This is a genomic window from Patescibacteria group bacterium, assembly GCA_024654625.1.
Classification (GTDB): Bacteria; Patescibacteriota; Minisyncoccia.
The window spans coordinates 1-11,239 of record JANLHB010000032.1; the positions used below are offsets into that span (position 1 = coordinate 1).

At 42.8% G+C, this 11,239-nt stretch carries 13 protein-coding genes, 3 tRNA genes and 1 pseudogene; 11 read left to right on the forward strand and 6 right to left on the reverse strand.

Annotation, left to right across the window (positions count from 1 at the left end; genetic code table 11):
• The first annotated feature begins 205 nt into the window (after window positions 1–205).
• The 9 genes and pseudogenes from NUV40_03250 to NUV40_03290 all read left to right on the forward strand — a co-directional run bounded on the left by NUV40_03250 (window position 206) and on the right by NUV40_03290 (window position 5,421).
• On the forward strand, window positions 206–1,114 hold the full coding sequence (locus tag NUV40_03250) for an rRNA small subunit methyltransferase 1 (GenBank protein ID MCR4342891.1): 909 nt from the start codon (window positions 206–208) through the stop codon (window positions 1,112–1,114).
• A gap of 119 nt (window positions 1,115–1,233) precedes the next feature.
• A complete protein-coding gene (locus NUV40_03255; GenBank protein ID MCR4342892.1) occupies window positions 1,234–1,524 on the forward strand; it encodes a GIY-YIG nuclease family protein in 291 nt (96 codons plus the stop codon).
• Window positions 1,515–1,587 (forward strand) — tRNA-Val (locus tag NUV40_03260). Before NUV40_03255 ends, NUV40_03260 begins: the two co-directional genes overlap by 10 nt.
• 746 nt (window positions 1,588–2,333) lie before the next feature.
• Window positions 2,334–3,260, forward strand: coding sequence for a hypothetical protein (locus NUV40_03265; GenBank protein MCR4342893.1), 927 nt, complete (start codon window positions 2,334–2,336; stop codon window positions 3,258–3,260).
• Between the two features lie 84 nt (window positions 3,261–3,344).
• Window positions 3,345–4,055 (forward strand): RluA family pseudouridine synthase, encoded by a 711-nt coding sequence (locus NUV40_03270; protein ID MCR4342894.1) that lies wholly within the window; start codon window positions 3,345–3,347, stop codon window positions 4,053–4,055.
• Between the two features lie 15 nt (window positions 4,056–4,070).
• A pseudogene (gene rplS, locus NUV40_03275) lies at window positions 4,071–4,391 on the forward strand (50S ribosomal protein L19).
• 246 nt (window positions 4,392–4,637) lie between these two features.
• Window positions 4,638–4,721, forward strand: a tRNA-Leu gene (locus NUV40_03280).
• A 20-nt stretch (window positions 4,722–4,741) separates the two neighbouring features.
• Entirely contained in the window at window positions 4,742–5,041 is a 300-nt protein-coding gene (locus NUV40_03285) for a hypothetical protein (GenBank protein MCR4342895.1), read from the forward strand.
• A 309-nt stretch (window positions 5,042–5,350) separates the two neighbouring features.
• Window positions 5,351–5,421 (forward strand) — tRNA-His (locus NUV40_03290).
• Here NUV40_03290 and NUV40_03295 read toward each other — a convergent pair.
• The 6 genes from NUV40_03295 to NUV40_03320 all read right to left on the reverse strand — a co-directional run bounded on the left by NUV40_03295 (window position 5,412) and on the right by NUV40_03320 (window position 9,557).
• Complete coding sequence (locus tag NUV40_03295) at window positions 5,412–7,142, reverse strand: recombinase family protein (protein MCR4342896.1); 1,731 nt, start codon at window positions 7,140–7,142, stop codon at window positions 5,412–5,414. The two genes, NUV40_03290 and NUV40_03295, sit on opposite strands and share 10 nt — an antisense overlap.
• Window positions 7,143–7,226: 84 nt before the next feature.
• Entirely contained in the window at window positions 7,227–7,661 is a 435-nt protein-coding gene (locus tag NUV40_03300; GenBank protein MCR4342897.1) for a hypothetical protein, read from the reverse strand.
• A gap of 21 nt (window positions 7,662–7,682) precedes the next feature.
• Window positions 7,683–8,456 (reverse strand): hypothetical protein, encoded by a 774-nt coding sequence (locus NUV40_03305; GenBank protein MCR4342898.1) that lies wholly within the window; start codon window positions 8,454–8,456, stop codon window positions 7,683–7,685.
• 25 nt (window positions 8,457–8,481) lie between these two features.
• Entirely contained in the window at window positions 8,482–8,739 is a 258-nt protein-coding gene (locus tag NUV40_03310; protein ID MCR4342899.1) for a DUF5659 domain-containing protein, read from the reverse strand.
• Window positions 8,714–8,884, reverse strand: a complete 171-nt coding sequence (locus NUV40_03315) for a hypothetical protein (GenBank protein ID MCR4342900.1) — start codon at window positions 8,882–8,884, stop codon at window positions 8,714–8,716. The genes NUV40_03310 and NUV40_03315 overlap by 26 nt, the downstream gene beginning before the upstream one ends.
• Window positions 8,885–8,966: 82 nt before the next feature.
• Complete coding sequence (locus NUV40_03320) at window positions 8,967–9,557, reverse strand: hypothetical protein (GenBank protein ID MCR4342901.1); 591 nt, start codon at window positions 9,555–9,557, stop codon at window positions 8,967–8,969.
• A gap of 424 nt (window positions 9,558–9,981) precedes the next feature.
• On the opposite strand from NUV40_03320, the gene NUV40_03325 reads away from it, so the two are divergent.
• Entirely contained in the window at window positions 9,982–11,040 is a 1,059-nt protein-coding gene (locus NUV40_03325) for a Fic family protein (protein ID MCR4342902.1), read from the forward strand.
• A gap of 7 nt (window positions 11,041–11,047) precedes the next feature.
• Window positions 11,048–11,239 (forward strand): hypothetical protein, encoded by a 192-nt coding sequence (locus tag NUV40_03330; GenBank protein MCR4342903.1) that lies wholly within the window; start codon window positions 11,048–11,050, stop codon window positions 11,237–11,239.

The window sequence follows — 11,239 nt, forward strand, 5'->3', positions numbered from 1 at the left end:
CCGACGCGAATGACGGAGAAAAGGACGGACGGAATAGTGCCACCATGCTAAAATACAAATACGAGTCCTTTTTGGAGGAATGAAGCGGCGGAAACAAAACCATAAAATTTCCTTTCATTTTTTAAGCGGCTCCCCCCCCCCATACCCCCCGCCGAAAATGGATTGGTAAGGAAATTTTTGGTTTTGGCTCGCGACCAGAGGGAGCGTGCAGGGTTGGCATTGGTACGCGCTCCGCGCGTACGATCAGGTTCAGAGCCACCACGCGCTCGGCGCGTGGAAAGGTCAATCGCTCCGCGATTGGAAAAAGGTTCGCGCAAAGGTTAATATTTCTGCACCACTTTATATTTTTATGATTGATACAGGAATTTTATATATTGTCGCTACGCCAATAGGTAATTTGGGAGATATAACTCTGCGCGCCTTAGAGACCTTAAAAGAGGTTGATTTGATATTATGTGAAGATACAAGAGTCACAAAAAAGCTTCTTTCTCATTATGATATTAAAAAGCCCCTTCTCTCTTACCACCAGCATAGTAAGCTCTCAAAGATAGATAAAATTGCCGAGTTGCTTAGTGAGGGGAAAAATTTAGCGCTTGTTTCAGACGCCGGGACGCCAGGGATATCTGACCCGGGTAATGAGCTTATCGCGCGTCTGTCTGAGTATGCAGGCCATGCCTACCGGCAGGCAGGCCATGCCTACCGGCAGGCAGGCCATGCCTACCGGCAGGCAGGCTTGATAAATTCGGATAAAAATGTAAAAATTATCCCTATACCAGGGCCGTCTTCTTTGCTGACACTGCTTTCTGTTTCAGGGATAGATGTTTCAAAATTTTTGTTTTTAGGGTTTCCTCCTCATAAAAAAGGAAGAAAAACGTTCATTGAAAAGATAAAAGAGAGTGAATACCCTGTGGTCGTTTTTGAGTCAAAGCATCGTCTATTGAAATTATTGAATGAATTTAGGGGGAGTGACAGTCATATTGTTATAGGCAGAGAATTGACGAAGATGTTTGAAGAGATTTTAAGAGGTAGCGCAGATGAGATTTACGAGTACTTTGAAAATAATCCGGGGAAAATTAAGGGAGAATTTGTAGTGATTTTTAGTAAGAAGACGTAAAGTTTTGCAAAAAAATCAAAAACATCAATTTCCTGCAAGAGCCAAACGACAAGGGACAGTTTTCGGAAATCAATGTTTTTGATTTTTTTGCAAAGACGAAGATTTGCGCGGTTAGCTCAATGGCTGAGTCCGCCGCGGCGGATTTACACCGAGGGGTATTGATTATGAATATTTTTGTATATATATTGAAAAATAATGATGGAAAGATATATATTGGGCAGACGCACAATATTGAGAAAAGATTATTAGATCATAATGATATAGGGTTTGGTTATACTTCAAAATTCAGACCATGGAAGTTAATTCATTCAGAAGAACATCTTACAAGAAAAGATGCAATGGCACGGGAGAGATATTTAAAAACTGGAGTTGGTAGAGATTGGATAAAAAATAATATGACGCGCGGTTAGCTCAATGGCTAGAGCACCTCGTTTACACCGAGGGGGTTGGGGGTTCGAGTCCCTCACCGCGCACCGAATAAGGCGATTATTGTTAATTGAAATGGCTAGAGTCCGCCGCGGCGGATTTACACCGAGGGGGTTGGGGGTTCGAGTCCCTCACCGCGCACAGCGAGTAGAACGAGTGAGCACGGTAGCAAGCAAACTGCTTTGCTTGCGTGAGGGACTCGAAAGGATTTTCGTTATTGAACCGCCACGGGCGGTGAAATCGAAAATCACCTGGCTATGTAATAGCCGAGTCCTATTATTTAGGAAATACCTCACCGCGCACCGAATAAGGCGATTATTGTTAATTGAAATGGCTAGAGTCCGCCGCGGCGGATTTACACCGAGGGGGTTGGGGGTTCGTCGTGTACTACTAAAGAGTACACGACACCCAGCACCCTTTAGTGGTGCTTGGGCGAGTCCCTCACCGCGCACAGCGAGTAGAACGAGCGAGCACGGCCCGCCCGCAACGCCTGAGTAAGCTCATGCTTACGATGGCGGGCGGGTAGCAAGCAAACTGCCTTGCTTGCGTGAGGGACTCGAAAGGATTTTCCTTATCGAAGAGTCGAAGACTCTGAGATGGAAAATCACCTGGCTATGTAATAGCCGAGTCCTATTATTTATGAAATACCTCACCGCGCACAGGGTAGGAATTATAAATTAAATTAAATTGAAATGGCTAGAGTCCGCCGCGGCGGGAGCGCGGTATTCAGAACGAAAATTGTCCTTAACAGGGCGATTTTCATTTAAGGCATAAAAGAGATAAAATAAAACTAATGACTAAACTTGGGAAATTCTTTATTTTTAGCGGGAGCATTCTATTTATTGTCGCGATTGTTTTAATTTTTGTTGTTGATTGGACAGATTTAAGGATAAAAAAAGAAATAAGAGAGACGGTCCAACAGCAAGAAACTATCAAGGAGAACGCCACGTCAGTCCTCAAAGAAGTCGTGGAAATTGCGAACGAATTATCCGGCATTACCTCTGGCGCAGTTTTCAATTACGAAATTGTAGATACGGATGGAAGATCGGCAAACTTCGGTATCGTCCAGTATGCTGACGAGGTGAAAGGAGAAATAATTGTTGAGGAACACATGGTGAACTTTAGAGAGGTTGGAAGTCCGACAAGTAATACTGCAGAGGTAGATCGCGCCACGAATAAAGTGATTGCGATGCACCGAACGCCTGCTGATTTTTTTGGTTACGCTCCCGGCAAAGACATGATTGAGGCAACGGTCCTGCAATTTGTGAAAAGAGCGTACCCGGAGTTCACGAGAATAGAATCAACGCTTGAATACATACCGGGAACTAAAACAAACCCGCAAGGCATAAACTATTTTTTCCGCTGGAATGATAAACAATTTGCAGTACCCGATGGTTTAGATATGGACATACCGCCGTTTATTCAAGTTGGCATAACTGATGATGGTTTTATATTCAGCTATGACAATACCGTTGCGCTTTATCACAACCTCCCCAAAGAAGCGTTGCGGGCGATTTGCGCTTTCGTAGAGATACCACAGAGTGATGATTCGTCGCTTGATCCTGAAAAAGGCGAAGTGATAATTTGGTTTAGCGAGTATGAGCCGTTTCAGAATAGATACCTCGTGTTGCCTTTTGAACCAGAAACTGATTTTGCCGGATGTTCGGAATCAGCGAAAACTTATTTGAGATATTTGCCGGACGAACCAATCAAAAATTGATATGAAAAAATCACACGCCACGCGTGGCGAGTTGCGAATTCTTTGCAAGATAAATTTGAGCGTGGTTGAATAAAGACACAGCGTATGTTGGAACCTAAAATAATCTATGAAGATAAAGACCAGCTTGTTATAAATAAACCGGCTGGGGTTTTAATGCATAAGGCGCTTCAAACAAAGCCGGGGACATTTTGCCTGGCAGACTGGCTTATTAAGAAATATCCTAAGATAAAAAAAGTGGGCGACGACCCTGTCTTAAGACCAGGCATTGTCCATAGGTTAGACAAGGAAACTTCCGGCGCGTTAGTTATCGCTAAAACTCAGCCAGCTTTTGAATTTTTGAAAAAACAGTTTCAAGAGAGAGAAGTTAGAAAAAACTATGTTGCACTTGTTTGTGGCAATATTAAGAAAGAAGAGGGTATGATAGATTTGCCGATCGGCAAAAGTAAGAAAGACATTCGTAAGTTTGTCGCCGGTAGCAGGGCGCGAGGCGTTCTGCGCGACGCAGTGACAGAATATGAAGTAATAAAGAGATTTGAAAATTATACGCTTGTGAATGTATATCCTAAGACCGGTCGGACGCATCAAATAAGAGTCCATATGAAAGCGATAGGCTATCCTGTCGCCTGTGACGCGCTTTATGCCCACAAGGGCGCTAAGTGCCCGCCTGGTTTGACGAGGCATTTCCTGCACGCAAAATCACTGGAGTTTGAACTATATTGCGGTGGTAAAATAAAAATTGAGGCAGACTTGCCTTATGATTTGAAAGAGACCCTTGCGAAACTCAAGGATTTATGATAAATTTTGAAGGTTATGAATATTATTCCAGAAGAGACTAAAAAACGATCAAATCTAGATATGGGCGCCGGCGATACGGTGCGTGTTTGGGTTAAAATAGAAGAAAAAGGAAAAACCCGCCTTCAGGCTTTTGAGGGGCTTGTGATTGCCAGGAAACACGGCTCGGAGCCGGGCGCCACTTTTACTGTGCGTAAGACATCGGGAGGTATTGGCGTAGAACGTATATTCCCATTGTTTTCCCCTTCGATTGACAGGATTGAAGTTGTCCGCAGGTCAAAAGTAAGAAGATCTAAATTGTATTATATCCGTGACAAGGCGGTTAAAGAGATTAAGAAAAAGATGAGGAGATTAATCCCAGCCAGAGGGGATAAGGATACTTCCAAGGCAGATTCTCAAGGTAAGGTTGAGGCAGTAGAAAAGGAAGAGGAGAAAGAGACTGTTGATGGTAATGGCGAAAACGAAATCAATACTGAAATAACTAATGATATTGCTACCGTTAATACTGACGAAGCGGCTAAAGAGGTGGAGGTGGACGTAGAGCCTGCTTCTCAATAATAACCTGCTAGTATTGTATGGGGTTATGCCCAGGTGCTGAAACTGGTAGACAGGCTAGCTTGAGGGGCTAGTGTTCGCAAGAACGTGGAGGTTCAAGTCCTCTCCTGGGCACAACAAGCGAAGCGCAGTTTGTGGACAGGAAGAAAGCAAACTGCTTTGCTTTCGTGAGGATATACGATGTATCTTTTTATTTTCTAAAAAATCTGATAGTATCTAAATATATGGATATAACATTTTTAGCCCATACGCTTGATGTTTTGGGCAAGCTTATGGTAGGCTTTACAGCTATTGCTGTTCATCATCGTTTTTTAAAAGAACACAAGGTAAATGGCCGAGTGTTAAGAACAATGAAAAAAGAACAGTTGGTTGGTGTTTTAGGGATGATTTTTATGATAATTGGTTATCTGATTAGATTAAAAATCGGCTTCTAACTAAAACATTCAAAGAGTAATAATTTTTTTTGCGGCAAATCTTGCCAAGCTATTTGGAGAAATAGTATACTGTATATTGATTCAAATCATCCAAATTGGAAGGGCGGAGAGAAATCTTATCGTAATATTTTATTAAGGAGTGATAAGAGCGCCAGATGTAAGATATGCGAGGAGGAAGATCTTAGGATTTTAGTTGTACACCACATAGACAAGAATCGTAAAAATAACAAAATAAAAAATTTAGTCTGGCTTTGCTATAATTGTCATTTTCTAGTACATAATTATAAAGAATAAGATAAAAGATTTATGGAGGCATTGGTGTAGTGGTAGCACGGCACTCTGTGGAAGTGCTAGGGGGGGTTCAAATCCCCTATGCCTCCCCGATATTTATTATTGAAATTTGCCGGTTCGATCCCGGTTGGCCACCCCAGACGGTATCTAATATAACCGAGTCTGGTTGATTGGATACCATCACAGGAATCTCGGCATTACGTCGGGATTTTTGTGTTTTAGGGGCAATCATCTTAGGTTTTGATTTACCGGCTACCACTGGTGTGAATTCCACTGCCATGTCGGTTATGATCCTTGGTTCTCTGATTTCCTGGTATTTTTTGGTAAAGACCATATCCTCGGCCATCATTAATCCTCGAATGATCGGAGTTGGCAGAACGGTCACCACTTTCTTATCGGTTACCTCAAATCTGTCCCAGTAGAGTCCGAGGAATAATCGCTGTAGTTCGGCCGGTGCTTTGATAAATGCCTCGTAGGCGTTTCGGGCAAAAAGCAGGACGTCCTGAAGTTCATCAATTCGCATGTTGAGCCTCTTGTCTTGTTTATAGAGTTCATCTTGAATAGCTTCGATCTGCTCTTTGATTTTTACTTTTACCCTAGTGAAGTCATCGTCTGTTATCAGTCCGGCAAAAAGTTTTTCCTCAGCTACATCGCGCTTCTTTTCTGCCAACATTTTTTGGGTATTTAAGGATCGCTTTTCTTTATTAATTACTTCCTTGCGAGAGCCATAGATTTTCTCAATTTTTGCGACCAGCCGTTCCTTAAAGCTCGGCGTGAATTCTATGTACTTAAACAAATCAGCGATCTGCTGTTCCAGATCCCAGACCTCTACATATTTATCGTGACATTTAATCTGATCGCCGGATCGGTTGCAGTGATAGTAGGACTTATTTTTCTTGGGGTGATGCTCGGCAGTGTATCGCTGTCCGCAGTTGGCGCAGAAGGTAAGTCCGCGGAGTATGAAATTAAACTTTTGTCGACGGCAGGCATAACGATTATGTTCAGCCATGACTAGCTGGACCCGCTCCCAGGTTTCTTTATCGATAAGCGGTTTATGTTTTCCGGTATGCACTAATCCTCTCCAGCGCATCTCGCCGTAATAAAAAGGATTTTTGAGTACCTCAATCATTTTGCTATGAGCAAGTCGTTTACCGGCGTGGGTTCTGAATCCTTTTTTGTATAAAGCATCACGGACTTCGTAGACTGAATAATCTCCGGTGACATACATGTTGAATGCTTCTTGAACAAGTGGTGCACGTTCCTCGTCCACGACAATGATCCTCTTTTTATCATCGCTCGGATCACCGGCATTTAAATATCCAACGGCAACACCTGTCGGCCACCAGCCGTCCCAGAATTTCTGCTCGAGACTTTTTAGAGTTTTTCTGGATGTGATTTGCGATTGGAGTTGGTTAACGCCGGCAATCACCAAGTCCATAAAGTTACCCTCGGGTGAGTCGGTTATGCCCGGTTGGGAGACGGAAAACAATTCGACGTTATGCTTTTTGAGGATCGCTTTGATCTGCATGTGATCAAGAGCATTTCTTGCTAGTCGGTCAGTGTCTTGGATAAAGACAGCGCGAATGGCTTTGTCGTCTTGGACTCGAAGAAGCATGTCTTGCAGACCCGGCCGGTTCATGTTGGTGGCTGATCGGCCAGGGTCTTCAAAAACGCCGTCGTCTATCAGTTTGAATTTGTTACTTTCCTCGATCGCTCGCTTGCAGAGCTTGAGCTGGGTCGCAAGGGAGTGGTGACCGTCCTCGGCCTGTTCCTCGGTTGAGACTCGGCAGTAAATTAATGCATGTTCCATATTATTTTCATTTTAATTTTGGCTAATAATTTTAGGCTTAGCTTTCAAACACAACATACGCTATTTTTGGCAACAAGCTAAGCGTTAGTTGCCCACAGTCTTTTTACTCTTGTATTTCTCTAAGATTTCTTCTATTTGACGACTACTTCTTTTATATTCCTCATCAGTGAAATCATCGTCTCTGCCTCCAGCTGGACCTCGGACAAAATCAAGGATGGTTTTGGCCGCTCGGAATTTCATAGCATCGCTTTTGGCACCCATAAGACTGACTAACATCTTGGATGCGGTTTCGGCGTGTTTCATTAGGACGGTGTCGGTCTCTTTGTCGCGAACTTTATTTCTTTCTTTTTCATATCGTTCGTATTCCTCTTTAAGTAAACCGTCCAGCCTAAACCATCTCTTTACACTGACATGAGAGACTTTTAGCAGTTGGGCAATCTCTGAATAAGTGAAATCACTATATTTTAAGCGGATTGCATTCTGATATTTTTCGTTTTTTATGTCTACATTTTTTGCCATTTGGGTATCATTTAGTATCTTTTAAAGACTTAATAATTTATTGAAATACGCACCTTTACTCCTCACTTTATCGCTCGGTTGATCCATTACAGATTGGCGAGCTTCCTCAATTCTTGCCAGTCCGTACTTCTTTAGGGCCGATAGGATAAAGGTCATATCTTTTTCTCCCAGTTCTTGGGCAATCTCCCAACATTTCTGTTCCTCGTAAGACTTGGGAGAGAATCCTCTTGCCGGCCGTCGACCCTTCGATCGGTTGTTTTTATTTTCATTCTCGTTGTCGTTCTTGGAACTTCTGCCGAACGAACTTTCCGAACCGAAAGAAAACCTATCCACTAAAGCGTTTTTGTCGCTTTCCAACTTCTGCTGAACATTAATAACTTCTGTCGGCACTTCTGCTGGTAAATGCTCGTCAGTATCATCCTCACTTCTGCCCGACTTCTGTTTCTTGCGTACTTCAAGCTCTACAAAACCGCCATTAGATAAGGGGTAATTAGAGATATCAACATGGAACGAACTTCTGCGACCTTGCTGTACGGGAAACCATATCCACTTCTTACGCTTCAGGTTTAACATCAGCCGATTGATGTGATTCTTGGAATATTTTTCCTTAAAGTCTTTAGAAAGTCCGGCATAGCTTACATGAGCTTTACCGATTCTAGGATTGGCGTTGATCCACAGCCAGACGAGGACCGAGTATTCCTCAAAACTCAAATAGCCGTCCACTAGGGCGGTCTTGATGCTTCGGGGAAGCTTTACATAATCGTTATTGTCTATTTCGAATGGTAGATTTTCCATATTCATATTCCATATTGGACCGGTTTTAGCTCATGGCATCGTTATACATGAGCGACTTCAGCTCTTTGATCGCCGTCACGAACGCTTTAGCGTTGACCTCGACTAAACCAGCAAAGAAAGCGCTTACCAGCTGGGGACGATCGGGTTCATTGGTAAAAATAAAATGAAACCGGCGCGAGTCGGCTTTATCTATGCCAAGCAACTTATATCCCTTGGCCACAAGAAAAGCGGCCGCGTAGAAGTCGCTGGTAGTAAAATTATTGCTGTCCGGTTGGTTTTTCATGTTCATTTTGTTTAGCTTTATCTTTTTCCTCTTGGCGGTAATCCAAAAGCCGGACGATCAGGTTGGCTAATCTGTCCATGAAAATTTCCTCCATTTGTTCAAGGGTGAGAGGCGGTATTTTCTTTGTTGGTATCGGCTTTGGCATATTGTTTGCCAGTCCGCCAAATAAAAAGCAGACTGTTTATTCCAGTCTGCTCTTAGGCCTCCGAATCGGGTCGGACTCCACCTTATCCGGTTTTGTAATCAACAAATATGCGTCTGACTTTCCATTTCATAAATTTGTCTATGCCGAGTTTCTGCTTAATTTTTCTATTAACTTCTCGCATGGCATCATAGACGCTGTCTTTGCTATCTTTTGCCCAGTCCATCAAGTCCAAAATATCAATTTCCTGTACCAACGTGCCGAATGGGACCGCAAATATCGCCTTGCAGAGAAAATATTGGTTAGTGTTGATTGGAATCTCACAAGCTTTCTCTCCCACGCTTATTATTCCAGTCCTCTCATCAAACCTTATCTTGGTATCCACCAGCATTTCCGGTTTTGGCGCCGGTTTATCCCTTAGTTTGAAATAATAGTCATTGAGCATGGACCTGCTCGGCTTGGAGATTACAAAATCGCCATCGTCCAGCTTAAAGTTGGAAATAATCTTGTTCTTTTTCAACTCGGCCAGAACATTTTTCTGATCCGCGATATCAAAATCCGGAAGAGGGCAATTAAAATACACTTTGGCCGGGATTTTGTGCGTGACATCCGTATAGGATTCCACGTTCCCCAGCAGGGAATAAATAAAAACTAATTTTGCATTTTCATTTTTCATATTCATTTTCTTATGCCTCTGAAGCAAAAGAGCTCGTAACCGGTTACCACAAAAAGTGATAACGATTACGAGCCCTTGAGCCGCGGAATACCATTCAGGTCGCCCCTTGGAGCGAAATTATTAAATTGTTGATTTTATTTTACCACTTTTACCTGTTTTGCCATAGAGTAGTGTGTAATTTGAACTGGAGATGACTTTAAAGGCCATTTCCAGTACGCATTTCAGCAATGGTACAAAAGTGTACTATTTCGGAAACGCCAAAACTCATTTAGTAAATAGCCAGAAAAGTCATTATTTTAAAGCATATTATTGTCCTCTTGAGCCTCTATATCACTACGTTGATATAGTAATAGTTGACTTGTAGGGATGCTTTCGTATATAATTGGATATAGTTATCTATATAGCATCAAGATATAACAAAAATATGAGCGAAAACAGCTTCAACAAACGAATAAAACTGAGCCAGGAGATACTCGGCAAGATCGCTAAAATTGACGAGTTCAAGGGTCTTTGGCATGGCAGTCTGCGACTCTCCCCGCAGATTTTAGGCCGGTTAAAGTTATCTGTGATCATTACGTCTACCGGCGCCTCAACCCGTATTGAAGGATCAAAGATGAGCGACGAAGAAGTGGCTCGTCTTTTGCGCGGCCTGAAATCCAATCCTCCCAAAAATCGTGACGAACAAGAAGTCGCCGGTTATGCCGACTTACTCGGAAGAGTTTTTGATCACTACCGTACGCTCAAATTGACTGAGAATAATATTCTGCAATTTCACAGCATCCTTTTGCAGTTCTCTGAAAAAGATCAAGTGCACAAAGGCAAGTATAAAAATTCCGACAATGCGGTGGTCATGAAAAATGAAAAAGGCGAAGAGATTGTTCTGTTCAACCCGACAAAACCCTATCTGGTCAAGCCGGAAATGGAGGCGATCATTGACTGGACAAATCAGGAGCTGGAAAAGAAGGAACTTCACCCTGTGCTTATCATTGCAAACTTTGTCTTTGAATTTTTGGCGATTCACCCGTTTCTTGATGGAAACGGCCGTCTTAGCCGTGCCCTGACAAACTTGCTTTTGCTTCGCAATGATTACGCATATGTGCCGTATGCTTCGCTTGATGAAATTATCGAGGAACGCAAGGACAAATATTATCTCGCTCTCCGGGCGACGCAAAATAATCACAAAACGGAGAACGAAGATATTACGCCATGGCTCAATTTTTTGCTTGATGCGTTGCTGACTCAAGGTGATATCGCTCGAAAACTGATGAATGCCGAACAGCCGGAAAAACTTTTGTCCGAAAGACAAGAGCAGGTTTTCGCTATCCTAAAAGACGGCGAGACTTTGGGCGTAGCCGAAATCGATAAACGTCTCAATGGCTCTGTCCCGCAAGTGACTATAAAACAATCTCTCGCCAGATTGGTGACTTTGCGTTTGGTTGAGCGAGTCGGTCAAGGCCGGGGCGTGAGATACAAGAAAATATAAAATCTGTATGCCAAAGGAAATCGCCACAACAACTAAACAGGAAACCTACTACAAATGCGCTCATTGCGGAGATGAGATTTTTTGGAATACCAACAAAAAGCTTATTGAATGTAAGTGTAAAGCCATTTATATTGACGGATGCGAAGATTACGTTCGGGTCGGTGGCGATAAGAAAGATTATGAAGTGATTTCAAAATAA

Excerpts from the sequence above, each read along its gene's own strand:
- NUV40_03255 (MCR4342892.1), top strand. The coding sequence starts at position 1,234 with ATGGCTGAGTCCGCCGCGGCGGATTTACACCGAGGGGTATTGATTATG.
- NUV40_03320 (MCR4342901.1), bottom strand. The coding sequence starts at position 9,557 with ATGAAAAATGAAAATGCAAAATTAGTTTTTATTTATTCCCTGCTGGGG.
- NUV40_03315 (MCR4342900.1), bottom strand. The coding sequence starts at position 8,884 with ATGCCAAAGCCGATACCAACAAAGAAAATACCGCCTCTCACCCTTGAA.
- NUV40_03310 (MCR4342899.1), bottom strand. The coding sequence starts at position 8,739 with ATGAAAAACCAACCGGACAGCAATAATTTTACTACCAGCGACTTCTAC.
- NUV40_03295 (MCR4342896.1), bottom strand. The coding sequence starts at position 7,142 with ATGGAACATGCATTAATTTACTGCCGAGTCTCAACCGAGGAACAGGCC.
- NUV40_03270 (MCR4342894.1), top strand. The coding sequence starts at position 3,345 with ATGTTGGAACCTAAAATAATCTATGAAGATAAAGACCAGCTTGTTATA.
- NUV40_03300 (MCR4342897.1), bottom strand. The coding sequence starts at position 7,661 with ATGGCAAAAAATGTAGACATAAAAAACGAAAAATATCAGAATGCAATC.
- NUV40_03325 (MCR4342902.1), top strand. The coding sequence starts at position 9,982 with ATGAGCGAAAACAGCTTCAACAAACGAATAAAACTGAGCCAGGAGATA.
- NUV40_03265 (MCR4342893.1), top strand. The coding sequence starts at position 2,334 with ATGACTAAACTTGGGAAATTCTTTATTTTTAGCGGGAGCATTCTATTT.
- NUV40_03330 (MCR4342903.1), top strand. The coding sequence starts at position 11,048 with ATGCCAAAGGAAATCGCCACAACAACTAAACAGGAAACCTACTACAAA.
- NUV40_03305 (MCR4342898.1), bottom strand. The coding sequence starts at position 8,456 with ATGGAAAATCTACCATTCGAAATAGACAATAACGATTATGTAAAGCTT.